Source organism: Gluconobacter frateurii, assembly GCF_002723955.1.
Lineage (GTDB): Bacteria > Pseudomonadota > Alphaproteobacteria > Acetobacterales > Acetobacteraceae > Gluconobacter > Gluconobacter frateurii.
Genome location: NZ_BEWN01000006.1, coordinates 88,635 through 111,672 on the forward strand (window position 1 = coordinate 88,635; position 23,038 = coordinate 111,672).

Consider the following 23,038-nt stretch of genomic DNA (forward strand, 5'->3'; position numbering starts at 1 on the left):
TGGGGGCAAGCTCCGCTTGCTCACTGCGGCTGGCTGTTACGTTCGGCAAGAAGAGAGTCGATCAGCCAGACGGCAACGCCGCAGACGATACCGGCATCAGCCACGTTGAAAACATACCAGGACCAGCCGAACGCATGCGCGTGCAGAAAGTCCACGACCGCGCCATAGCGGAGGCGGTCAATGACGTTACCAATAGCACCGCCAGCGATAGCGCCACAGGCCCCGGCAACCAGCGTGCGGCGGGTCTTCGTCATGGTCCAGACCAGCAGGCCGACGGCCAGCAGCGAGACCGTGCAGAACACCAGCGGGCCTCTGCTGCCCAGACCACCGAACATCCCGAACGTCACGGCATGGTTCCAGACCATCGTGAAGTTCAGGAATGGCAGAATCTGGACGGACCCTTTCGCCGGCAGATCATAGCCGTAGAGAATCCAGTCCTTGCTGGCCTGATCCAGAACGAGGACCAGAACCAGCAGGGCGAACCCCAGAACCAGCCGCCCCATACGGCTCATGCCTTCCTGCCAGAGGGACATCAGGCACTCACCACACTGACGCAGCGGCGGCACAGGGCAGGATACTCGGCATTTTCACCCACATCCGGAAGCACTTTCCAGCAACGGGCGCATTTGTGACCGGGCGCACGCTCGACCTGTGGGCCACCATGAGCCGTTTCGCCGGGCAGAAGCTCGATCTCCGCATGGGACGTAATGAGCAGTTCAGCCCAGTCGATACCCGTGAGAGACGCGGCTTCTTCCTGCGAGATCGGCAGGGTGACACTGGCTTCGAGGGAGGCACCGATCGTACCATCACGACGCGCTGTTTCCAGCTCGGTCGTGACGAGGCGACGATACGCACGGATTTCGTCCCAGTTGGCACCGAGCTCCGGATTGTTCCACTCAGCGTCCGGCTCGAAGAACTGCTCCAGGTGGATGCTGTTTTCTTCGCCGAAACGGGCGTTCCAGGCTTCTTCCGCCGTAAAGACCAATACCGGAGCAAGCCACGTGCAAAGCGCGCGGTGCAGGATGTCCAGAACCGTGCGGGCGGCACGGCGCGTTGGGTCAGACGGCGCGTCGCAGTAAATCGCGTCCTTGCGGATGTCGAAATAGAATGCCGACAGATCTGTTGTGCAGAAACCGTGCAGCGCCGGATAGACGCCGACCCATTGGTGCGTTTCGACAGCCTTGCTGATCAGACCGCGCAGTTCAGACAGGCGATGCAGGATATACTGCTCAAGCGGCGGCATTTCGGCATACGGAACAGCTTCTTCTTGTGTGAAACCATCCAGCGCGCCCAGCAGCCAGCGCAGGGTGTTGCGCAGACGGCGATAGAGTTCGCCCTGCTGTTTGAGGATCTCGTTGCCGATCCGCAGATCTTCGTTGGTGTCAGAGTTCAGAACCCACAGGCGCAGGATGTCAGCGCCCAGCGAGTCCGTCACGTCTGCCGGCGCAATGACGTTACCGAGGGACTTGGACATCTTGCGGCCCTGCTCGTCCAGCACAAAGCCGTTCGTCACAAGGGCCTTGTATGGGGCGACACCGCGTGTGCCGACACTTTCCAGCAGAGACGACTGGAACCAGCCGCGATGCTGGTCAGAGCCTTCCAGATACAGGTCTGCGGGGAAGTTCAGGCCTTCCTGCCCCAGAACGAACTGGTGCGTAGAGCCGGATTCAAACCAGACATCCACAATGTCGAAGACCTGTTCATAGTCCGCCGGGTCACGGTTCGGGCCAAGGAAAACAGCCGGATCTGTATCGTACCAGACGTCAGCGCCCTTTTCATTGAAGGCCGTGACGATCCGGTCCATGACTGCTGCATCGCGCAGGACTTCGCCGCTCCGCTTCTCGACGAAGACGGCGATCGGCACACCCCAGGCGCGCTGCCGGGAGATGCACCAGTCCGGACGCTGCTCGACCATGGACGTCAGGCGGCGACGAGCGGATTCCGGGACGAAAGTGACCGGATCAAGCGCCTTGAGGGCCTTCTCACGCAGCTTGGTTTCCCCATCCATCGCAATGAACCACTGGGGCGTGGCGCGGAAGATGATCGGGGCTTTGGAGCGCCAGGAATGCGGATAGGAATGACGGATCTTGCTGCGGGCCATGAGACCGGTCGCAGGCGCGTCATCATGCTCAGCGGACTGACGGGCTTCGGTCAGCAGGTCGCAAACCGGGTCAGCGGCCTTGAAAACATGGATACCTTCGAGATGCGGAACCCATGAAGCGTAGCGACCGTCATCCTGCACCAGTTCCGGCACTTCGATGCCGAACTGGCGGCAGACGATAAAGTCATCCTGACCATGTGACGGCGCCATGTGCACAAGGCCCGTACCGGCGTCTGTCGTGACGAAATCGCCCGGAAGCATCGGGACGTCATATTCGTAGCCACGGCCACGCAGAGGATGGGCCGCAACCGCGCCTTCCAGCGCACTGCCGGGCATCGTGTAGAGGATATGATGGGCGCTGATACCGGTTTCGGCACAGAACGCCTCGACGCGGTCTTCCGCGATCAGAAGGCGTGCGCCCTGCGGCACAACGCTTGCTTCCGTTGTCTCATCAGCACGCAGAACCACGTAGGTGATGTCCGGGCCATAGGCGAGGGCGCGGTTGGCCGGGATGGTCCAGGGCGTCGTGGTCCAGATGACGGCTGAAACACCGTCAAGCGCATCGCCTGGGGTCGGGTCTTTCAGGATCGGGAACGCGACGAAGATCGTGGTGGAATCGACGTCGTGGTATTCGATCTCGGCTTCGGCAAGGGCGGTCTTCTCAACCGGGCTCCACATGACGGGGCGCAAACCACGATACAGACCGCCATTCAGCAGGAACTTGCCGATTTCCGCCACGATCTTGGCTTCGGAACTGAAGTCCATCGTAACGTAACGGTTAGCCCATTCCGCCTGAATACCGATCCGCTTGAAGTCTTCCGCCTGTTTGCTCACCCATTCGGCAGCATACTGGCGGCATTCCGCACGGAACTGAAGCAGAGGAACCTGATCCTTGTCCTTGCCGGCCTTGCGGTACTGTTCCTCGATCCGCCATTCGATCGGCAGACCATGGCAGTCCCAGCCTGGCTGATAGCGGACTTCGAAGCCCGACATGCGATGCGCACGGTTGATGACGTCTTTCATCACCTTGTTGAGCGCGTGACCAATGTGAATGTGCCCGTTGGCGTAGGGCGGTCCGTCATGCAGCGTGAAGACCGGGCGTCCCTTCCCTTCCTCACGGATCTTGCCGTCCAGGTCCATGGCAGCCCAGCGGGCCAGCGTATCAGGCTCGCGCTTCGGCAGCCCGCCCCGCATGGGGAAGCTGGTGCGAGGCAGGAACACAGTATCGCGGTAGCGATCCTGCTGTTCTTTGAAGGTCGTATCGGACTTGTCGGACATGGGACGGGCCAACTTTGGTCATTCACACAAAATAAGGGGGACCATATGGAGATTGGGCGGGGATGCGGTCAAGTCTTCTCAAGGAAAACCATGCCCAAAACGGTGCCGTGTGGAGAGACAGACATATCAGGGACACGAAACATACGTCTTGTGGATTGTTTCCGCATATCAGCCATGATGTGCTGCAAAATCTTATTTTATCCGGACGCATTCTGATGAAAAAACTTTGGCTGGCCGCTCTTCTAACCATGTCTCCGATACTGGCCATGGCTCAGACGCCCCGTTGCCCTCCTCCTGCTTCCGTTCCGCCGAAATCTGAGCTGCTCCACCTGCTGATGACCGCACAGGACCGCGGATTTCTCTGGAAAATCACAAAGGACGGACATTCGTCCTGGCTGTATGGAACCATCCATGCCTCGCGGCAGGAATGGATGCTACCCGGCCCACAGACCCGTACGGCCATGATGAAAAGTGACGTTGTGGCGCTTGAACTGAACCTTCAGGACCCGGCAACACTCGCCACACTTCGCGCGCCTGAAAATCCGGACCGGATGCAACATCTGATCCAATCGGGGCGGAAGAAGAAGCTGGATGATCTTGCAGCAGAGCTTTGCCTGCCGGTTGCGAATTTTTCCAAAACGGCCGTGGGACTGGAAGCTGCGGGCCTGAGCACAGCGGTTGGACGTGTTGATGGATATTACCCCGATTATGCCGCTGATCTGGTCATTCAGGGCATTGCAAGCGGGATGAAAAAGGAGCTGATTCCGCTTGAAGATGCTCAGACCCAGCGCGATCTAATCATTTCCAAAGCTCCGGGAGACGAAGACACCTTCATTGATGGGGTCATCAAGGACGTTTCTTCCGGCGAAGCCAGAATGGATGAAAAGCGGCTTGTCGAGATGTGGGGACGCAGCGATGTATCCCAGCTTCAGCATTATGACGTGTGGTGCAAATGTCTTCGTACCGCGAAGGAACGCGAGCAGACCAAGCGCCTTCTGGATGACCGGAACGTGGAAATGGCGCAGAAAGTCCTGTCATTTCACGAGGCCGGGAAATCCCTGTTCGTTGCGGTTGGCTCTTTGCATATGGCTGGCCCTAAAGGGCTGCCCGCTCTGCTGAAACAGGATGGTTTCGACATCCAGCAGATCGTCCCCGCCACAACCAGCCCCAGCGCCCTCTGAGCGCACTCTCGACTTTGCCAGAGAAGGCGCAGAAGATACACTGAAAACGCAGTATCTTCTGCCCCTGATGGTATGAATGAGTTTGAGATGAAGCGTGTTTTCAGAAAAGTCTTTTCATCCCGGAAAATACCTGCTGCATCCTCATCCCTACCAGCAAATATCGAAGAAGTTCGGCAAAAAGCCCTGAAAGGGCATCATCTGGAAATCGTTCAGTGGGGACAGGTGCTGCTGGACAGCATTTATGTTCCGAAAGATCCGGCCGGAGCGTTGGAATGGTTCACTATCGCTGCGAAAGCGGGCTTTGGGCCCGGCCATAACATGCGAGGCCGGTGCTTCCAGTTCGGATGGGGCTGCGAGAAGGATCTGACCGAAGCTGCGCGCTGTTACGAAGAGGCCGCCAAAGCCGGGGATGAATGGGGCCGATACAATCTGGGCATCCTGACCATGCGCGGGATCGGTCAGCCTCAGAATTTACCCAAAGCACTCGATCTGTTCCAAACAGCCGCGCAGAACGGTCATGCAAAGTCCATGAATCTGTATGCGCGCTTTCTGGAAGAAGGATGGGTGGTTCCGCAGGATCGTGCTGCGGCTCTGGACTGGTACCAAAAATCTGCCGAAGGAGGCGACTACCGGGGGCAACATAATTTCGCGACGGCACTGGCTGATGCCGGTCACGTCGATGAAGCTCTGGAGTGGTGGCGCAAGGCCGTCGTCGATGCGACGTCTGACATCCTGCTGGCGATGAACCAGAAGCTCGCTTTGTTAGGGAAAAACCGCGATACGGCGCTTGAAGATCGCGTTCAGCTGCGCCTCAGGGAACTGGGTATTCCGTTCCACGAAAACGTAGATGTCAGGCCGGTATGATCCGGCCTGACTGACAACTCAGTAATTTGCTGAGATATTTGCAAGGAACGAGCGACCAACGGCTGGGGTGGCGCGGTCCGAGAACAGATTGCTGTAGTTCAGGCGATTGTCGAGATTGTAGCCATTCATGGCGATACGCCAGTGCTTGCCGAAGTTATGGGAAATAACAGCATCCCACTCCATCGTTGCAGGCACCCAAGCCGTGTTGGCAGCATTCAACCACACGCCGTCACGCCATGTCAGACCGCCACCAAATGTGAGGTTCCAGGGCTTATTAGGAGCAATCGTGTAAGTGGACCAGATGGTTGCCGAGTTCTTCGGGGCATACTGGATGCGCTTACCCACATCGGCAGCCGTCAGGGAACTCACGGTTGTTGCATCGTAGTAGGCGTAGGTGCCGATCATGGTCCAGTTTTTGAGGATTTCGCCTGACACACTGAGTTCAACACCCTGGTTCCGCTGGCGGTCACTGGAAGATGTAACGTCTCCGGTGGAGGCATCCGTCATGAGGGCGTTACCCTTTTCAAGACGGAAAACCGAAGCTGTGAAGCCCATGCGACCATGGAAGGCGTTGTATTTGGCGCCCAGTTCGTAAAGGCTGCTGCGTTCCGGACTGAAGCCCTGTGTAGAGGATTTCAGAGGTTCCGAGCTGTTGGTCACATACAGACCCATGGGTGTCGTGGATTGCGCCCAGTTGAAATAGACCATGATGTTACTGGTCGGTGTGTACATGAGGCTGACGGTTGGATTGAAGGTATCCTGCGTCTGCCCATAGGACACGCCTGCCCCCGTCGTTCCGCCATTCGCAGAATAGTGACTGTCCCAGTGATCCCAGCGAAAGCCGCCACGTACGGAGAACCATGAGGTCAGCCAGATCTGATCGGAGAAGAACGCTCCGACATCCGTTGCATCGCCTGTTTTGTACAGCGCATGTCCGACGCCAGAGATATTGACGAGATTTCCGCTGTATTGACCAACGGATCCCAGCAAAAGGCCCGGCTGTGTGGACGATGGGTGCAACAGGCTTGTGCTGTCTGTCTGCGTGCCGTTCTGACCGTTGAAATTATAAGCATAGTTGGTGCGCCGATCATAAACGTGCTCGATATCGACGCCCGCGATGATCTGATGCCGGATACGGCCGGTGGAGAATTTTGCAACGCCTGAGAAGACGTCCTGCACGGACCAGTCATTCTGTTGGTAAGGCTCAGGCCCACCAAGATGGCCTCGACGATCAATCTGTGCGGCAGACGGGTTTGTGAAGAAATCGGTAGCGCAGGTTGTGTCGCACCCAGGCTGAGAAGCGGAGAAGTACCGGCTGTACATTCCGCCCCGCAGGTCATTGTACAGGGTGATATGTTTGTTGAGGTCGAACTTGAGACGGGCCGTCAGCATGTCGACGTTCGAAGCATCCTGATCGTAGCTTGTGCCGTACCAGTTGTTCCGGTTCAGGCCGTATTCCGTGGCAGGTTTGGCGATAGCCGTTCCAGGTTTCGTTATGACTGGAACGCCATAATCAGGGATACGATTGTCAGTCTGGTGGAAGTACTCGAGGGTGAAGGTGGTACGCTTGCCCAAGCCGAATGCAATGGATGGCGCGATACCCCAGCGATGGGAATAAACGTCATTCCGGCCTACGGTGTTGTTTTCGTTCCCCATGCCGGTAATACGGATCGCCGTGGAATCACCAATCTGTTTGTTAAAGTCGAGCGTTCCACGCGCATAGTCACCAGAGCCGCCTGAGAGGCTGGCACCATAGCTGTCTCCGAGATGGGCAACTTTGGTTGTGATGTTGATGGCGCCGCCAGTGGTGCCATTTCCAAAGACTTCCGAAGAGGGGCCTTTGATGACGGAGACATGGTCGTAATCGAAACTGTCGCGTGTGTAGACACCAAAGTCGCGCAGACCGTTTTCATAGATGTCATTCTGAGCCTGAAAACCGCGGATCAGAAACTGATCTCCGGCCATTCCGCCTTCGCCCTCACCCACAGATGCCGTGATGCCCGGGACGTTCCGCAGCGCTTCGTCCAGGGATTTGACGTTCTGCTGCTCCATCAGGACTTTGGGCACCACATTGATGGTTTGGGGTGTGTGCAGGACATCTTCGGGCATCCGGCTCAGTCCCATGGGAGACTGAAGGATGTTCATGGGGGAGCCGACAACGTGCAGGTGTTCGGCTTCCGCCGCACTCGCCTCGACATCGTTATTCTGCTGAGCAGAAACGTTCTGCGAAATCGGCTGAGGGTTCGTCTTCTGCGGTTTGGCAGGTGCAGTCGTCTGATTGCGACGACCCTGCGGATGGCGGGGTTTGTGATGGTGTACAGCAGTCTGGGCATGAGCAGCCGTACAGACCAGCGTCAGACCAGCAGCAAGAGAAACCACCCCCAAGGGCTTCGAAGAGTGTTTTGGATTCATCGCATCACGATCCTCTGAAAGGATAAAAAGCGACCTCCTTAAAGAGCTAATGCGAATTATTCTCAATATGAATACGGGAAGTTTCTGCACAATAAATTATAATTCAGAAACTCGGTGACATATTGGCCACGAGGTTCAGGGTATTAGCAGGAACGAAAAAAGGCCGCCTCTATGACGAGAGACGGCCTTGTCAAGGAACATCGAAGATTAAGAACGTCTTCAGGCTCCGAGTAAATCCCGCGCCTGCTGAGCATCCTCTGCAATCTGGGATTTAAGTGCATCCAGACCAGAGAAGCGTTTCTCTTCCCTAAGGAGAGCAATCAAAGCGACGCTGAGAGTCTTGCCATACAGATTTTCTGAAAAATCAAACAGATGCGCTTCGAGCCGACTTTCCTGTCCGTCATTGATTGTTGGACGACGGCCCAGATTGGCCACGCCTGGAAACACACGCCCATCAGGAAGCGTCACGCGGACAGCATAAACGCCACGCGCGGGTTCAAGATGCTGCCCGAGCGGAATGTTTGCAGTCGGAAAGCCCAGAAGGCGTCCCCGCTGGTCTCCATGAACCACTGGGCCGACAATGGACCATGGACGACCCAGTTCCTCGGCAGCGCGTTCCGGATACCCTTCTTTCAGCAGACGACGGATTCGACTGGAAGAAATCGGTCCGCCTTCGTCAGACAATTGAGACACGACAGTCAGACCCACCCCATGAGGGGCCAGTAGAGCCTCAAGCCTTGCCGTGTCGCCCGTACGCCGATGACCAAAGGCAAAGTCTGCGCCGCACGCAACATGCGCCACACCGAGGCTCCGGATGAGAACATCCTCAACAAATGCTTCAGCACTCAGATGCGAGAAGTCTTCGTCAAACGGGATCTGGAAGACCTGCGAAACTCCCTGTTCTTCCAGAGCCTGTGCCCGGACAGTCGGGAGCATCAAACGACAGGAAGGATCCTGCGGGCGGAACAGTTCCCTTGGGTGCGGATCAAAGGTCACAACCGATAGCGGATGATCCGGTCGCGCTGCCCGGAGAGCATGCAGCAGATGCACATGCCCACGATGGACACCGTCGAAGTTCCCAAGGGCTGCGACGGTTCCGCGAGCACTGTCGGGGATGGATCGCCAGTCTGTGTGCAGGGTCATGCGGGGAGGCTGAACTTCTGGGTGACGTCGTTCAGGTCGGCTGCCTGTGGTGCCCCTTCATGCGGGACAGTTTTGTCCTGCGGACGCACAAGCTGACAGATCTGTAGACCGGCTTTTTTGGCAGCGTCCAGTTCTGCGCCGATATCAGACAGGAAAAGAATTTCTTCCGGCTTCAGAGCGCAGGCTGTAGCGATTTTCGTATAGGACGCAGCGTCTTTCTTGCCACCTGTGGACAGATCGAAAAAACCATCGAACAGAGGTGTCAGATCACCCTGTTCCGTATAGCCGTACAGAAGCTTCTGTGATGGAACGGAGCCTGAGGAATACACCGCCAGACGCAGGCCCCCTTTGGACCACGCCTTCAGGGCCGGTGGCACATCCTTGTAAAGATCAGCTCGGAGCGTGCCGTCTTCAAAGCCCTGACGCCAAGTTATGCCTTGCAGAGTTTTGAGAGGAGCGGCCTTTTCGTCCTTTGCCATCCAATCCTGACAGACCTTCAGCGGGTCTTCGCCGGGATGGGAGATTGCAATGTCTGCCCGCGCGCCTACGACCTGTGGGTTCGTATGGTCTTCCATCAAGGCCGGAAGCGCCTTGGCCGCATAAGGGAACATGACGTCCCGCACGAAAGAGATCGGCAGGGTTGTGCCTTCGATATCAAGCAGGACGAGACGAATCATGTTGGGCTTTCAGGAGGCAGTAGGAACGTCTGCGGGGAAACGTTCGGCAATATCGTCCCCGCTATATTTTGCAATCCAGCCGGTTGTGTCGGTGAAGACACGCAGAGCGACCACATCGGGCGACGGGCCAGCATCGAACCAGTGCGGGATGCCTTCCGGCACGGAGATCAGATCTCCGGCGGTGCACAGAACAGAATAGATTCTGCCGTGGATATGCAGAACGAACGCGCCCTGACCATGCACGAAAAACCGGACTTCATCTTCACTATGCGTATGTTCGGAAAGGAATTTTTTGCGCAGTTCCGGCAGATTAGGCGTTGAGGCGTTAATCCGCACCACATCTGCACTGCCCGCACCCGTCTCGCCCATCAGGGTATCGAGATAAGGGCGGTAGGCGGCCAGCACTTCATCTGTCGTCGCGTCCTTGGCAGGCGTAACAGGCGCTGACCAGCGTTCGAAACGGACGTTGTGCAGACGCAATGTCTCCGCGATTTCACCCGGGGACGTGACATCGAGAAGGATCGTGTCGGGGCTGTCATCCCGATAAACAGTCAGTCTGCTCATGGTTCAGCGTGCCTTCTGAAGACGGGCGAGATGACAGGCGAGCAGGAATTCCAGGCCTTCAAGACGGGCCAGAGCCGTGAACATGTCCTTACCCCAGACGTAAACACCATGCCCGCGGATCAGGTAGCCCAGACGCATATCCGGCAGCTTCGGAGCAACAACTGTCGCAAGCCGGGCAATATCCTGATCGTTGTGAAACAGGGGGAGATCAAGACTGGTGTCGTGAGTCGTCTGGCCTTCAAAGACCTTCAGAACCTCATATCCTGCCAGTGTGATGGCGTCTGTCGGCTCATCCATGGACAGGATGGTGGCCGCGACGGAATGACCATGCAACACAGCACCGATCGACGGATCATGCGCGTAAAGCTGGGTGTGCAGCAGGGTCTCGGCGCTGGCACGATTGGCAGGGTCGAGCGGCACACCTTCAGAGGTGATCTGGATCACATCCTGTTCCGTCAGGAAGCCCTTGTGGCCACCTGACCGGGTAATGGCGATGCGGCCATCGTCCAGACGGACGGACAGGTTGCCAGCCGTAGCCGGAACCCAGCCGCGCTGATCCATCCGCTGACCCGCCCGTACAATCTGCCGGGCGGCGTCGGTCCATGCCGTATCAGACGTCGTGTTCAACATCAGACCTGCGTACGGTGTGTATCGCTGTTGGTGGTCGTCTGGCTGTAGCCTGGCGACTGGTTGTAGCCGGGCGACTGGTTGGGGGGCGAGATATGACCAGGCGGCTGGCTGTTTTCAGCCGGCGTCATGTTTTCGTCTTCACCCATGTTCTTCTTGAAGGATTTGATTCCCTTCGCGAAGTCTCCCATCAGACCGCTGATCTTTCCACCGCCGCCAAACACGACGAGCAGGACGACCGCCAGGATCAGCCAGTGAACGGGGCTCATGCTGCCCATAATGTATTACTCCGAAAAGCCAAGGCTACACCTTCATGTGGCAAGGCTTGGGCGTTTGTGCAAGCGTTCGCTCAGGACGCATCATCCGGACCGGAGGCCGAAACGAAGCCGTAGGCTGGATAGGCCCTGCGTCCGAGGCCGTGGATGGGTGCCCACCAGACGCGGACGAGAGTCCAGTCATGATCGGGCGAGACATCCGTGATGGGGACATTGCGATCAATGCGTCCCGGCTCCCAGTTAGCATGATCTACAAGAATCGTGCGTGAAGAAATCTGTTTCCGAACAATAGACACGTGCCCGCTTGGCACCCGGGAGGTCGCGCGGAACACCAGAACAGAGCCCGGCGTCGGACTATGACTCCGGGCATAATGCCCGGCGGACTGACGCCACCATGAAGCAGCTGCACCACTCAGCTGAAGGCCTGTCCGGGACCGGGCGTAGGGTGCGCACTGAAGCGGGCCATTGAAGCTGGCACGACTGAACTCACGGCTGCCCCCACAGGCTGTAAGAGAAAGAAGAAGGCACAGAGCCAGTTTCTTCATGCCCGGCTCCGGAAGGCAATGATGCGGTCTTCTGCTTCTTCAGGGTCCATGTCGAGCGCAGTTTCCACAACATCTCGGGAAAACCCGTTGCGGGCAAAGATGCCCATGACGCGGATGGGGTCTTCCTGGGGGCGATCAGGACGGCAGAACGGCCCTACACGCCGTTTTCGGGCCAGCACGAGCGCTGCGGCCAGTTCGGCTTCACGGGCGGTGTCGTCTGATCTCTCGCCAAGCGATTCGTTGAGCGCATCCTGCGTTACACTCTGGTCAACGCCCTTCGTTGCCAGATGGGCAGCGACAGCGCGACGGGAGCGGCCTGTCCGCGTCAGGTTTAGGGCGCGGGAGCGGGCAAACCCGGCATCATCGACCGCACCCAGTTCCGTCATGGCAGAGACGACGTCATCCACGGCAGGACGCAAAGACGCTATCGTTGCTTCCACATCTTCTTCCAGCATTCCCGCGCGCACTGCACGGGTGCCCCAACGGCGCAGGCGGCGGTCCAGCATCTGTCGCAGGCCGTGCTCGGTTGTGGCGAAACGGGCCAGATGAGCCAGAGCCGTTTCACGCAACGCCTTGAAATCGGGAGCGGTTGGTATGTCCTCCATAGAGAGGGAGTATGCTGCCAAGTAAGCATTTACGGCAAGATCGGATGAGGCCATCATCGCCCCATGAGCGACTCTTTTTCAGCCCGTCTCGAGGCGGCCGTCTCCGCCATCCCTGCCCGCTATCCCGGCGCCGGCGGGGCTGTTGCCGTTGTAAAGGACGGCGAGGTTCTCATTCGCCACACATGGGGGTACGCCAATGCGGAGCGGCGGCTTCCGTTCACGCCCTCCACGTTGTTCCGCATGTGCTCTATCACCAAGCAGTTCACCTGCGGGGTGCTTCTGGATCTTTTTCAGGATCCGACAGAGCTGGATGGGGACGTGGATGACCGCCTGCCCCAGCTTGATGAGCCTGCTCCCGGGGCGCTGCATCTGGCGCATAACCAGTCCGGCCTGCGGGATTACTGGGCGGTGGCAATGCTGCACGGTGCACCGATCGAAGGAGAATTCGGAGACCGGGAAGCACGCCGCGTCATTGATGGCACACGCACGCTCCAGTTTCAGCCGGGAACATCCTATTCCTATGTGAACCAGAATTTCCGCCTGCTGTCGGACATTCTGGAAGACCGAACCGGGCGGAGTTTTGCGGAACTGCTTCAGACGTCCGTGTTCAATCCAGCCGGTATGGAACGCGCGATTCTGGCGGCCGAAACCCGCGCCATGCCGGATGGGACAGTCGGCTATGAAGGCACTGTTGAAAGCGGCTTTCGACCGGCAATCAATAACGTTCTGTGGACGGGCGATGCCGGGCTGGGCGCCTCACTGGATGACATGATTGCGTGGGAGCGCTTCATCGACGCCACACGCGACGATCCGGACGGGCTTTATAATCGCCTGACGGCGCCCGTGTCCTTTCTGGATGGAACGCCTGCGCCCTATGGCTTTGGGTTACAACGAACCTCGATGTTCGGGCGGGATGTGACGATGCATGGAGGTGCCCTGCGTGGCTGGCGCTCTCACCGGCTGCATGTAGCCTCCGAGCGACTGTCCGTGGTGGTGATGTTCAATCACATGTCGCCTGCTCAGGTGGCTGCGGCGCAGATTTTGGCTGCGGCCCTTGGCGTTCCTTACGAACCCGATCGCACGACCCAGCAGCCCCTGGAACTTTACGGCACATATCTTGAGCAGGAGACGGGACTGTCAGCCCGAATCGAACCGGCACCCGGTGGTGCGCAGCTTCGTTATCTGATGGTTCCGGAGATGCTGGAGGGTGTTTCGCCGTCACGTGCGGAGACACCCAATGTCCGCGTGGTCCGTCAGGGCGATGAGGTTCGCATGGAGCGACCAGGGGAAAACCGGGTTGGTATTCTGACGGCCTGTGATGAGACGCCGGGCGAAGACATTGAAGCTCTTGAAGGGATCTATCGCTGCGAAGAGCTGGACGAAGCTGAAGTCACAGTCGAACTGACCAATGGTGTCGTTTACGGCGGTTTTTCAGGCATTCTCGGAAATGGCCGTATGGAGCCGCTTCAGCGACTGGCGAAGGACGTTTGGGTTCTGCCTTGCCCGCGTGCTCTGGATCATACGGCACCGGGAGACTGGACGCTGGCTTTCGAGCGGGATGCGATGGGTGTGAATGCGGTCCGGGTTGGGTGTTGGCTGGCCCGAGATCTCGTGTACAGGCGCGCCTGAAAACCGTTCTTTCCCCGCAAGGGGTTTGACGGATCGCATTTCTGCCGCACAGTATGTGTCTGCGGAATCTTTGGCCCTGCCCCGGGCGACCGGGGCAGGGTTTTCCGATTCTGCAGCTTTTCATTCACCCTGATTCAGGATCGTCGATCATCATGATCTCCGCCCTCATGCCCAATTACAAACGTGCCGACCTTGCTTTCGAGCAGGGCGAAGGCGTCTGGCTGACGGCATCGGACGGGCGACGATATCTTGATTTCGGGGCCGGCATTGCCGTCTCTTCTCTTGGCCATGGGCATCCTAAGCTGGTGAAGACCATCGCGGATCAGGCTGCGAAGGTCATGCATGTCTCGAATCTCTATCGCATTCCGCAGGCTGAAAAGCTGGCGGACCTGCTGGTAAAGAACTCGTTCGCGGACTCCGTGCTGTTCTGTAACTCGGGCGCTGAAGCCAACGAAGGCATGGTGAAGATGATTCGCCGCGCCCAGTTCGCGAACGGCCATCCGGAACGGACGCGCGTCCTATGCTTTGATGGAGCCTTCCACGGCCGTACGCTGGCCATGATCTCCGCAACGGGCAACCCGGCCTATCAGAAGGGCTTCGGCCCTGTCGTTGAAGGCTTTGACCACGCGCCGTTCAACAACACGAACACGCTGCGGGCAGCCATTACGCCGGAGACGGCTGGTATCATTGTGGAGCCCATTCAAGGCGAAAGCGGCATCAAGCCTGCGACAGAAGTCTTCATGAAGGCACTTCGGGCCGTCTGTGACGAACATGGCATCTATCTGGGCTTCGATGAAGTTCAGACGGGTGTCGGCCGGACTGGCAAGCTGTTCGCGCATGAGTGGTACGGCATCAAGCCGGACGTTATTTCCATTGCCAAAGGTATCGGCGGCGGCTTCCCACTCGGCGCTGTTCTGGCGACGGAAGAACTGGCCAAACATCTGACCCCCGGCTCTCACGGGACGACATTTGGCGGCAACCCGCTGGCTTGCGCTGCGGGGACAACCGTCCTCGAGGAAGTGCTTAGCCCCGGTTTTCTAGAGCATGTCCGTACCGTTGGAGACGCGTTCGACACGATGCTCCAGGACGTTGTGAAGCGCTCTTCCGGAGTATTTGACGATGTGCGCGGCATGGGTCTTATGCGTGGGCTGCACTGTGTGCCGCCGGTCGGTGAAGTTATGCCGTTCGTGACGGGTGCTGGTCTTCTGACGGTTGGAGCTGGTGACAATGTTCTGCGTCTCGTGCCCCCGCTGATCGTGACGGAAGAAGACTGCAAAATCGCATGCAACAAACTGATTGAGGCAGCCGAAGCCTTTGTGGCTGCCGGAAAACTGGAACAGGAGACAGTGTCGTGAGTCTGGCTATCGCCCCCCGGACGATTGGAACGGAACAGCAGATGCCACGGCATTTTCTTGATATTCGCGATTTCAGCGGAGACGTCATCCGACAGATCATTGATCTGTCGGCCCGCGTCAAAGCTCTGCAGAATAATCGTGCACGCCCTTTGCATCCGGAGCGCCCGCTTGAAGGCCGGACCCTCGGGCTGATGCTGGCACAGCCTTCCACGCGGACGCGTGTGTCGTTCGAAGTCGGAATGGGTCAGCTTGGCGGGCAGGTTTCGGTGCTGTCACCGGGGGACATGCAGCTTGGGCGCGGTGAGACCATCGCGGATACAGCACGGGTTCTGTCGCGCTTTCTGGATGTAATTGTTCTGCGGACTGGCAAGGACGAGAACCTGCGCGAACTGGCAAAGTGGAGCACGGTTCCAGTCATCAACGGGCTGACGCCAGTGTCTCACCCGATCCAGATTCTGGCCGATGTTCTGACGTTTGAAGAACATCGCGGCCCGATTGCGGGCAAGACGCTGGCATGGATCGGGGACGGCAACAATGTTGCGACCTCACTGATGGAAGCTGCGGCTCTTCTAAAGTTTAACGTTCGTTTGGCAACGCCTGCCGACTTTGCACCCAGCGAACGTGCAGTGTCGTGGGCGCGTGAGCACGGCGCTTCCATCGAGATCTTCCGTGACCCGGCTGAGGCTGTTTCCGGTGCAGATGCTGTCCTGACGGATACCTGGGTCAGCATGGGCGACAAGGACCGTGAGCAGCGTCTTGCCGCATTCCGACCTTATCAGGTGGATGCCGCTCTTATGGCAAAAGCTGCGCCTGATGCCCTGTTCCTTCACTGCCTCCCTGCCCATATCGGGGAAGAAGTGACGGCGGATGTTTTTGAAAGCCCGGCGTCTGTTGTTTTTGATGAAGCGGAAAACCGGCTTCACACGCAGAAGGGTCTGCTTCTCTGGGCCCTTGGGAGAGAGAACGGGTGATCGATACACCTCCATTTCTTGACAGGGGACGCCCCAACGTCCCGAACATGGTTGTTTCAGGGGGCATTGTTCCGTTTTATCTGGAACGTTCGCCTGTTCGGGGACGCCTTGTCAGACTGGGAAAGCTGGCCGATGCCATCCTGTCCCGCCATGACCTCCCCGATGGCGTTCTGGAGCTGGGTGGTCAGGCTCTAGCCCTTGTGGCGGCCATGGCATCTGCCCTGAAGTTCAAAGGCTCCTTCTCTCTTCAGATCAAGGGGGATGGTCCGGTCACGATGCTGCTGGCGGATGCAACGGATACGGGAGACCTCCGTTTTACGGCGCGCCTCTCTGAAGACGCTGATCCGGCAAATCTGCCAAAAACGGCTCCTGAGCTTCTAGGCAACGGCTACATGGCGTTCACGATTGACCAAGGGGCGGACATGGACCGTCACCAGGGCATTGTGGAACTGACGGGAGAGACACTCTCCGACATGGCCATGCAGTACTTTCAGACCAGTGAGCAGCATGACTGCCTGATCCGGCTGTTCTGCATGAAAACGCTGGATGGTTGGCGCGCCAGTGCGCTGATTCTGGAACGTATTGCTGCGGAAGGTGGAATTGAAGCGACCGCGCAGGATGACGATGCGTGGGAGACAGCCTGCACGTTTGCCGAAACGCTCCAGCCAGTTGAGATCTTTGACGAAGATCTGGGCAGTGGAGATTTGATCTATCGTCTGTTCGCGACGTTGGATGTCCAGATCGCCACGCCGCGCGCATTGGCTTATGGATGCCGCTGCTCCCGGGCCCGTCTTGCCTCTGTGCTCGACAGGTTCAGCACTGACGATCTGGACCATATGGTTGAAGACGGAGCCATCACAATGAACTGCGAGTTCTGTAATGTCGGCTTTCGCTTCACCCGCGATGAACTGGGAGACAAACCTGAATGACGGCTTCGCTGCTTGACGGTATCGAGATTGATGGCGCACCCGCCGGGGCACTTTATCCCGGATGGACGGCAATACATCGTCAGCCGGTCGTCGGGCAGTTTGAAGTTATCGTCTTTCAGGACGAAGCCAGTCAAAGACAGGCCTGTTGGTGGATTGAAAATGGCGTCTATAAGGCCAGTCATGTGCTGGCCCTTCCACCAGAAGCTCAAAACGATCTTCTGACAGCAATGGACCCTCTGTTCTGGCCTTTGGCAGAAGGTGTTCTCGGAGGAGAGATCAGGGATGATGCCCGTACCTTCAGAACGGATCTTCCGGAAATCGTCTTTCGTGAGCTTTCAGGTTGCTGGCTGGGGCGTCATGCGCCTCATGCGATCTTCATTGCGGCAGGCCATGCGGATAGTGGCGAAGCACTGACCTGTCCTGACGGGAAGCCTGTTGCAGAAGGCCGGATGAAAGCCCTGCTTTCTGCGAAGCGTACCGGCAGCACACTGATTGTGTCTTCGCCGTTTTCGGCGCTGCCCGTTCGTGCTCAGATTGAGATGAAACTGGGCTCTTCCGCAACAGCCTACCGCTTTAATGATGAAGCCGAAAACGCTGTTTTCTATCTGGTCTGGGATGAAACAGCGCCGGACCGGCGGCCCTCTTTCTATTATCCCAAAGGGCCTCTGCTGGTCAGCGATGCTCCCTCTGGGCCGCTTTTTCCAGGGTGGATCCTGGAATGGTTTGCACGACATGCAGATCATGCAGACGCTATCCGCTCCGCACGCCCGTTCCTTCCGGAAGACTTTGGTGTGGGTCAGGCATCCTCGCTCCGCTCGCCCAAAACTACACAGGATGATCCAACGGGCTCGCCCTCGCCTTCAGTTCCGCCTCCGTCTCATGAACAGTCCATCAATGCGTCTCCCATTACCGAAGCGGCAGCGATCCAGAAAACAGCTGAGCCGATCAAAGCTCCACAAAGATCCTTTTTGCCAGAGCTTCCACTGGAACCCGCTCCGGTAGTAAAGTCGCCCCCTAAAAAGGGGCTGTTTGGACGGCTGAAAGCACTCTTGGGCCGGGACGGCGAATAAACTTCGGGAGACTGGTTAATGGGTATGCGACACTGGATTGGAGCGAGTGCTCTGGCGTTTTCCCTTGGTCTCGGAGGATGTGCGGACAATGAACCTGCACAAACCTTCCCGCCAGCCGATTACAGCTATCTGTCCCAGCTTCATCTGAATGTCGCAACGATCAATATTCAGGACGAGGCTGCTCCTACGCCGGATTCTTTGAGCGCCAAGGCCCCTACGCCTCCCGATCAGGCGCTCAAACAGATGGCCAATCAGCGACTTGTCGCAAGCGGTCAGACCGGGCAGGCGGATTTCATCATCAAACAGGCTTACATCTCTGCTGCGGAAGATAACGTCATCTCCGGCGCGATGGATGTGCAGTTGAATGTCGCCGATGCCGGCAATCTACATACGGGCTATATTCATGCCAGGATCAGCCGCAAACTCGACACCGGCTCCAAGAGCGCCACATCGCGTGGATCCCTGTATGAACTGACGAACCAGATGATGCAGGACATGAATGTTGAGCTGGAGTTCCAGATCCGCAAAAAACTGATGAGCTGGATGACAGATGCCATCGGTAATCCGCTCGTTAATGGCGGCGTTCAGCAGCAGTCCCTGACAGCACCAGGCACCGTTACGACGCCCACTGTTTCAACACCTGCTACACTTACTCCTGCATCCCCAAGCGTTCAGCCCCAGCCCTCAACCGCAGCAGCCGCTCAGCCCAGCGTACCAGATGCCATTTTCCCGACCGGATCGGGCGATGACAGCGCTCCAGCGGTTTCGGCTCCCAAACAGAAATCTCCTCCCATGGGGACTTTGCAACTGCCATCCACCTCGCAGAACGCCAGTTCAGGCGGCTAAAATCATCATCCTCGTGGCGTTGTGATCGCTCTGGGTCTGGCTTCGGACCTGATGCTTATTCTATGGGGTCTTGTCCTTACTTATTTCGGATATGTTCATTTCCCGAACATGGCCCTACCCTCGTTCTGGAGACCACTGTGCCCCCGAAGGAACCGACACTGACACGCCCCCTTCGCCGTAGTTTCGTCAAAGGCCTTCTCGGCTCCACGTCATTCTGGATGGTCAGTGGACATTCTCACTGGGCCGAAGCACTCGCTCAAGAGGCCCAAAAGCCTTACCAGCCAACGTTCTTCACGCCTGAAGAATACCGTTTCGTGGAAGCCGCGACGGAGCGCCTTTTCCCACAGGATCAGCACGGACCGGGGGCACGGGGTTTAGGTGTGGCAGAGTTCATTGATCGACAGATGGAGTCTCCATACGGGCATGGAGACAACTGGTACATGTCTGCACCATTTGTGCAGGGACCGGCTAATCTTGGCTATCAGCTCCCTTTTGTGCCTCGCGATCTGTATCAAAAAGGGATTGCGGGCCTCGAAGCCTATACCCGCCAACAGCATGGGAAATCCTTTGCCGACCTTCGAGCGCCTGCACAGGAGCAAATTCTAACAGCGCTTGAAGGTGGGTCTGTCTCGCTGGGAGACATTCCTGGACGTGTTTTCTTTGAGCAACTGCGCACGAATACAATGGAGGGTGCTTTTGCCGACCCTCTCTATGGCGGCAACAAAGGGCTTGGAGGATGGCTCATGCTCGGCTTTCCGGGCGCTCGCGCCGACTTCATGGATTGGGTCAATCAGGACGGAGAGGCATATCCCTTTGGCCCGATTTCGATCTCGGGTGAGACGGCCTGAGGAGCACAGATCATGACCAAAAAACATGCAGATGCCATTGTTGTTGGCGCAGGTTGGGCTGGCTCCATTCTTGCCAAGGAACTGACGGAGGCCGGTCTTTCAGTCATCATGCTGGAACGCGGATCGGAACGCGCCACGGCCGTGGAAGGCGCCTACCCGGAATCCATTGACGAACTTCGTGGCGCCATTCGCAAACGTCTGTTCCAGAACCTGTCCCAGACGACGGTGACTGTTCGCAATACGATTGACCAGACAGCCCTGCCTTACCGGCAACTGGCAGCCTTCCTGCCCGGCGAAGGGGTTGGAGGCGCTGGTCTTCACTGGTCGGGTGTTCATTTCCGGGTTTCCCCGGAAGATCTCCGCCTTCGCAGCTCAGTCGTGGAACGCTATGGTGAGAAATTCATCCCTGAAGGTATGAATCTTCAGGATTATGGCGTGACCTATGCCGAACTGGAACCGTTTTTCGACAAGGCCGAAAAAGTCTTCGGTACATCCGGTGAAGCTTACAAGGTGAACGGAAAGATCGTCGGAAACGGCAACATCTTTGATGGAGACCGGTCCGACAATTTTCCGTTGCCGGTCATGAAAGATACGTTCACCGCATCAACGTTCCGGGCTGCTGCGACAGAAGCGGGATACCATCCGTACTCCCTTCCAGCTGCGAACGCATCCCGCCAATATACAAATCCGTATGGCTGCCAGATGGGGCCGTGCAATTTCTGTGGGTATTGCAGCGGATACGACTGCTACCTGTATTCCAAAGCGTCTCCCAATGTGAATGTTCTCCCCGCCCTGCGTCAGGACCCACGGTTTACGCTAATTTCAGATGCACATGTTCTGCGTGTTGATCTGGATGATACGCGCGCCAAGGCAACTGGCGTAGCGTATCTGGAAACCAAAACGCAGAAGGAAATCTCCCTGTCTGCGGATCTCGTTATCCTGAGTGCGTTCCAGTTTCATAACGTTCATCTGATGCTGCTATCGGGCATTGGAAAGCCGTACGACCCTGTCAGCAATACCGGCACAACGGGACGTAATTTCGTTTACCAGACCATCACGTCTTCCCGTATCTGGCTGCCCTCTTCCAAATATACCAATCAGTTCATCGGCGCGGGTGGCGTGGGTGTTGCTATTGATGATTTCAACAGCATGAACTTTGACCACGGACCGCTTGGCTTTGTTGGTGGTTCGCCAGTCTGGGTCAATCAGGCGGGCGTCAAACCCATTGCCGCAGCCATCGGCACGGGCGGCGGCGGCACACCACGCTGGGGGTCAGCCTACAAAGGTGCCCTGATCGACACATACAAACATTCGATCGGTGTGGATGCCCATGGCAGTAACATGGCCTACCGGGACGTTTATCTGGATCTGGACCCCACGTGGAAGGACGCCTATGGCCAGCCTCTCCTCCGGATGACTTTTACCTGGAAAGACAACGATATCCGGATGAACCAATACGTTGTCAGCAAGATTGAACCTATTGCCAGAGCGATGGGAGCCACAAAAGCCAATCTTGTACATCTGAATGCAGGCCAGCCGTTTGATACCCGCCACTATCAGACAACGCATCTTGGTGGAGGTGCCATCATGGGCACTGATCCTAAAACCAGTGCTCTCAATCGCTATCTGCAAAGCTGGGATGTTTCGAACGTCTTTGTAATTGGGTCGAATGCCTTCCCGCAGGGAATGGGTTATAATCCGACAGGCATGGTCGCAGCCCTTGCCTATTGGGCGGCCTATCACATTCGCACAACCTACCTGAAATCTCCCGGACCTCTGGTGCAGGCATGAAGATTTTCCCATTCCTGGCCTTTGCGGGCGGCATATTTGCTCTGAGCCACCAGACAGCATTTGCCAATGACGACAAGACTGCCCTGATCGAGGAAGGCCGGTATCTGGCAGCTGCGTCTGATTGCGCTGCGTGCCATTCGATCAAAAATAAACCGGAATATTCTGGAGGAGTATCTTTCACACTCCCGATTGGTATCATTCATTCCACGAACATCACGCCAGATGTGGAACACGGTATCGGCAAGTATACCGAAGCTGAATTTGGTCGTGCGCTCCGTGAAGGGATTCGTCAGGACGGCTCTACGCTCTATCCCGCAATGCCCTATCCGTCTTACGCGCGCCTGACCGATCATGACGTTCACGCCCTTTACGCGTATTTTCACGAGGGCGTTTCAGCAGCAGCCATCCCTACTCCCGAAAATGGTATCCGCTGGCCTTTCTCGATGCGCTGGCCGCTTATGTTCTGGCGGTGGGCTTTTTCTCCAGCTCCGGCAAAAGCACAGGAAAAGACCCTGCATGAATTTGCCGATGCCCAAATGGCCAGAGGAGCCTACCTTGTAGAAGGTCCCGCACATTGTGGAGCCTGTCATTCTCCTCGCGGCCTTACAATGCAGGAAAAAGCTCTGACCGCGTCAGATGGTACGTCTTACCTTGCGGGGGGCGCCATGATTGACGGGTGGATCCCAACATCCCTGCGTCAGGAAAATCGGACAGGTCTGGGACGGTGGAGCGAGCAGGATATTGTCGATTTCCTGAAAACCGGCCGCAATATGCAGGGCGAGAGTTTTGGTGCGATGACGTCAGCCATTGTGCACGGTACACAGCACCTGACTGAGTCTGACCTGCACGCGATGGCAAAATATCTGCGGGCACTTCAGCCATTCGACCAGACGCAGCCCAACTGGGTCTATGACCCGACTGCAACCAATGCCCTTCACAAAGCAGACGTCTCTGCACGTGGAGCAAAATTGTATGTCGATAACTGTGCTGCGTGCCACCGCACGGATGGCAAGGGTTACCCGCCTGTCTTCCCGCCTCTGGCGGGAAATCCTGTTGTAATGGGAAAAGATCCGGCGTCTCTGGTTCATGTGGTCCAAGCCGGAGCAACATTACCAAAAACCGAGGCAGCCCCGTCTGCCTTTACGATGCCAGATTTCATGCATCGTATGAATGATCAGCAGGTTGCTGATGTGGTGACGTTCATCCGTCACGCCTGGGGCAACAACGCTTCTGCCGTCAGCGCGGAAGACGTTGCGAAACTTCGGAAAGCCATGCCGCCGCGCAATATGGCGGACGGCGACATTTCATTAAACTGACACTCTTTTGG

The 23,038-nt window shown here is 57.4% G+C and carries 21 protein-coding genes; 11 read left to right on the top strand and 10 right to left on the bottom strand.

Features of this window, described 5'->3' with window-relative positions; translation table 11 throughout:
- Positions 1–20: 20 nt before the first annotated feature.
- Positions 21–533 carry a signal peptidase II gene (gene lspA / locus GFR01_RS14965; RefSeq protein ID WP_099183081.1) on the bottom strand — a complete coding sequence of 171 codons (513 nt, stop codon included), beginning with the start codon at positions 531–533 and terminating at the stop codon, positions 21–23.
- Positions 533–3,379 carry an isoleucine--tRNA ligase gene (gene ileS / locus GFR01_RS14970; protein WP_099183082.1) on the bottom strand — a complete coding sequence of 949 codons (2,847 nt, stop codon included), beginning with the start codon at positions 3,377–3,379 and terminating at the stop codon, positions 533–535. The genes lspA and ileS overlap by 1 nt, the downstream gene beginning before the upstream one ends.
- A 215-nt stretch (positions 3,380–3,594) precedes the next feature.
- On the opposite strand from ileS, the gene GFR01_RS14975 reads away from it, so the two are divergent.
- Both GFR01_RS14975 and GFR01_RS14980 read left to right on the top strand, forming a co-directional pair.
- Positions 3,595–4,560 (top strand): TraB/GumN family protein, encoded by a 966-nt coding sequence (locus GFR01_RS14975; protein WP_099183129.1) that lies wholly within the window; start codon positions 3,595–3,597, stop codon positions 4,558–4,560.
- 87 nt (positions 4,561–4,647) lie between these two features.
- Positions 4,648–5,424, top strand: coding sequence for a tetratricopeptide repeat protein (locus tag GFR01_RS14980; RefSeq protein ID WP_099183130.1), 777 nt, complete (start codon positions 4,648–4,650; stop codon positions 5,422–5,424).
- Between the two features lie 18 nt (positions 5,425–5,442).
- On the opposite strand, the gene GFR01_RS14985 is transcribed toward GFR01_RS14980, so the two are convergent.
- The 8 genes from GFR01_RS14985 to GFR01_RS15020 all read right to left on the bottom strand — a co-directional run bounded on the left by GFR01_RS14985 (position 5,443) and on the right by GFR01_RS15020 (position 12,272).
- The gene (locus GFR01_RS14985; RefSeq protein ID WP_099183083.1) at positions 5,443–7,836 is read right to left on the bottom strand and encodes a TonB-dependent receptor; all 2,394 of its coding nucleotides are present in this window, start codon (positions 7,834–7,836) and stop codon (positions 5,443–5,445) included.
- 219 nt (positions 7,837–8,055) lie between these two features.
- Positions 8,056–8,979: a bifunctional riboflavin kinase/FAD synthetase gene (locus tag GFR01_RS14990; protein ID WP_099183084.1), complete on the bottom strand. Its 924-nt coding sequence runs from the start codon at positions 8,977–8,979 to the stop codon at positions 8,056–8,058.
- Positions 8,976–9,656 (bottom strand): acireductone synthase, encoded by a 681-nt coding sequence (gene mtnC / locus GFR01_RS14995; RefSeq protein ID WP_099183085.1) that lies wholly within the window; start codon positions 9,654–9,656, stop codon positions 8,976–8,978. Before mtnC ends, GFR01_RS14990 begins: the two co-directional genes overlap by 4 nt.
- A 9-nt stretch (positions 9,657–9,665) precedes the next feature.
- Positions 9,666–10,220 carry a 1,2-dihydroxy-3-keto-5-methylthiopentene dioxygenase gene (locus GFR01_RS15000; protein ID WP_099183086.1) on the bottom strand — a complete coding sequence of 185 codons (555 nt, stop codon included), beginning with the start codon at positions 10,218–10,220 and terminating at the stop codon, positions 9,666–9,668.
- 3 nt (positions 10,221–10,223) lie between these two features.
- Positions 10,224–10,850: a methylthioribulose 1-phosphate dehydratase gene (locus tag GFR01_RS15005; protein WP_099183087.1), complete on the bottom strand. Its 627-nt coding sequence runs from the start codon at positions 10,848–10,850 to the stop codon at positions 10,224–10,226.
- Positions 10,850–11,125, bottom strand: a complete 276-nt coding sequence (locus tag GFR01_RS15010; RefSeq protein WP_099183088.1) for a twin-arginine translocase TatA/TatE family subunit — start codon at positions 11,123–11,125, stop codon at positions 10,850–10,852. Before GFR01_RS15010 ends, GFR01_RS15005 begins: the two co-directional genes overlap by 1 nt.
- 71 nt (positions 11,126–11,196) lie before the next feature.
- Positions 11,197–11,667: a CHAP domain-containing protein gene (locus GFR01_RS15015; RefSeq protein WP_099183089.1), complete on the bottom strand. Its 471-nt coding sequence runs from the start codon at positions 11,665–11,667 to the stop codon at positions 11,197–11,199.
- Entirely contained in the window at positions 11,664–12,272 is a 609-nt protein-coding gene (locus GFR01_RS15020) for a regulatory protein RecX (RefSeq protein ID WP_048842796.1), read from the bottom strand. The genes GFR01_RS15015 and GFR01_RS15020 overlap by 4 nt, the downstream gene beginning before the upstream one ends.
- A 63-nt stretch (positions 12,273–12,335) precedes the next feature.
- Between GFR01_RS15020 and GFR01_RS15025 the strand changes: the two genes are divergently transcribed.
- The 9 genes from GFR01_RS15025 to GFR01_RS15065 all read left to right on the top strand — a co-directional run bounded on the left by GFR01_RS15025 (position 12,336) and on the right by GFR01_RS15065 (position 23,027).
- On the top strand, positions 12,336–13,901 hold the full coding sequence (locus tag GFR01_RS15025) for a D-aminopeptidase (protein WP_099183090.1): 1,566 nt from the start codon (positions 12,336–12,338) through the stop codon (positions 13,899–13,901).
- A 152-nt stretch (positions 13,902–14,053) separates the two neighbouring features.
- The gene (locus GFR01_RS15030) at positions 14,054–15,256 is read left to right on the top strand and encodes an aspartate aminotransferase family protein (RefSeq protein WP_244902321.1); all 1,203 of its coding nucleotides are present in this window, start codon (positions 14,054–14,056) and stop codon (positions 15,254–15,256) included.
- A gap of 41 nt (positions 15,257–15,297) precedes the next feature.
- Positions 15,298–16,227 (top strand): ornithine carbamoyltransferase, encoded by a 930-nt coding sequence (gene argF / locus GFR01_RS15035; RefSeq protein WP_167384278.1) that lies wholly within the window; start codon positions 15,298–15,300, stop codon positions 16,225–16,227.
- Between the two features lie 47 nt (positions 16,228–16,274).
- Complete coding sequence (gene hslO, locus GFR01_RS15040) at positions 16,275–17,156, top strand: Hsp33 family molecular chaperone HslO (RefSeq protein ID WP_099183093.1); 882 nt, start codon at positions 16,275–16,277, stop codon at positions 17,154–17,156.
- A complete protein-coding gene (locus GFR01_RS15045) occupies positions 17,153–18,226 on the top strand; it encodes a hypothetical protein (RefSeq protein ID WP_099183094.1) in 1,074 nt (357 codons plus the stop codon). Before hslO ends, GFR01_RS15045 begins: the two co-directional genes overlap by 4 nt.
- 18 nt (positions 18,227–18,244) lie before the next feature.
- Positions 18,245–19,072: a hypothetical protein gene (locus GFR01_RS15050; RefSeq protein WP_099183095.1), complete on the top strand. Its 828-nt coding sequence runs from the start codon at positions 18,245–18,247 to the stop codon at positions 19,070–19,072.
- 137 nt (positions 19,073–19,209) lie between these two features.
- Positions 19,210–19,920 carry a gluconate 2-dehydrogenase subunit 3 family protein gene (locus GFR01_RS15055; protein WP_099183096.1) on the top strand — a complete coding sequence of 237 codons (711 nt, stop codon included), beginning with the start codon at positions 19,210–19,212 and terminating at the stop codon, positions 19,918–19,920.
- Between the two features lie 12 nt (positions 19,921–19,932).
- Positions 19,933–21,711: a GMC family oxidoreductase gene (locus tag GFR01_RS15060; RefSeq protein ID WP_099183097.1), complete on the top strand. Its 1,779-nt coding sequence runs from the start codon at positions 19,933–19,935 to the stop codon at positions 21,709–21,711.
- Positions 21,708–23,027, top strand: a complete 1,320-nt coding sequence (locus GFR01_RS15065) for a cytochrome c (RefSeq protein WP_099183098.1) — start codon at positions 21,708–21,710, stop codon at positions 23,025–23,027. The genes GFR01_RS15060 and GFR01_RS15065 overlap by 4 nt, the downstream gene beginning before the upstream one ends.
- Positions 23,028–23,038 lie beyond the last annotated feature (11 nt).

Excerpts from the sequence above, each read along its gene's own strand:
- GFR01_RS15010 (WP_099183088.1), bottom strand. The coding sequence starts at position 11,125 with ATGGGCAGCATGAGCCCCGTTCACTGGCTGATCCTGGCGGTCGTCCTG.
- GFR01_RS15000 (WP_099183086.1), bottom strand. The coding sequence starts at position 10,220 with ATGAGCAGACTGACTGTTTATCGGGATGACAGCCCCGACACGATCCTT.
- GFR01_RS15065 (WP_099183098.1), top strand. The coding sequence starts at position 21,708 with ATGAAGATTTTCCCATTCCTGGCCTTTGCGGGCGGCATATTTGCTCTG.
- ileS (WP_099183082.1), bottom strand. The coding sequence starts at position 3,379 with ATGTCCGACAAGTCCGATACGACCTTCAAAGAACAGCAGGATCGCTAC.
- GFR01_RS15020 (WP_048842796.1), bottom strand. The coding sequence starts at position 12,272 with ATGGAGGACATACCAACCGCTCCCGATTTCAAGGCGTTGCGTGAAACG.
- GFR01_RS14985 (WP_099183083.1), bottom strand. The coding sequence starts at position 7,836 with ATGAATCCAAAACACTCTTCGAAGCCCTTGGGGGTGGTTTCTCTTGCT.
- GFR01_RS15015 (WP_099183089.1), bottom strand. The coding sequence starts at position 11,667 with ATGAAGAAACTGGCTCTGTGCCTTCTTCTTTCTCTTACAGCCTGTGGG.
- GFR01_RS15030 (WP_244902321.1), top strand. The coding sequence starts at position 14,054 with ATGATCTCCGCCCTCATGCCCAATTACAAACGTGCCGACCTTGCTTTC.
- GFR01_RS15050 (WP_099183095.1), top strand. The coding sequence starts at position 18,245 with ATGGGTATGCGACACTGGATTGGAGCGAGTGCTCTGGCGTTTTCCCTT.
- GFR01_RS14980 (WP_099183130.1), top strand. The coding sequence starts at position 4,648 with ATGAAGCGTGTTTTCAGAAAAGTCTTTTCATCCCGGAAAATACCTGCT.
- GFR01_RS15025 (WP_099183090.1), top strand. The coding sequence starts at position 12,336 with ATGAGCGACTCTTTTTCAGCCCGTCTCGAGGCGGCCGTCTCCGCCATC.
- GFR01_RS15060 (WP_099183097.1), top strand. The coding sequence starts at position 19,933 with ATGACCAAAAAACATGCAGATGCCATTGTTGTTGGCGCAGGTTGGGCT.
- GFR01_RS15005 (WP_099183087.1), bottom strand. The coding sequence starts at position 10,850 with ATGTTGAACACGACGTCTGATACGGCATGGACCGACGCCGCCCGGCAG.
- argF (WP_167384278.1), top strand. The coding sequence starts at position 15,298 with ATGCCACGGCATTTTCTTGATATTCGCGATTTCAGCGGAGACGTCATC.
- lspA (WP_099183081.1), bottom strand. The coding sequence starts at position 533 with ATGTCCCTCTGGCAGGAAGGCATGAGCCGTATGGGGCGGCTGGTTCTG.
- GFR01_RS14990 (WP_099183084.1), bottom strand. The coding sequence starts at position 8,979 with ATGACCCTGCACACAGACTGGCGATCCATCCCCGACAGTGCTCGCGGA.
- GFR01_RS15045 (WP_099183094.1), top strand. The coding sequence starts at position 17,153 with ATGACGGCTTCGCTGCTTGACGGTATCGAGATTGATGGCGCACCCGCC.
- mtnC (WP_099183085.1), bottom strand. The coding sequence starts at position 9,656 with ATGATTCGTCTCGTCCTGCTTGATATCGAAGGCACAACCCTGCCGATC.
- hslO (WP_099183093.1), top strand. The coding sequence starts at position 16,275 with ATGGTTGTTTCAGGGGGCATTGTTCCGTTTTATCTGGAACGTTCGCCT.
- GFR01_RS14975 (WP_099183129.1), top strand. The coding sequence starts at position 3,595 with ATGAAAAAACTTTGGCTGGCCGCTCTTCTAACCATGTCTCCGATACTG.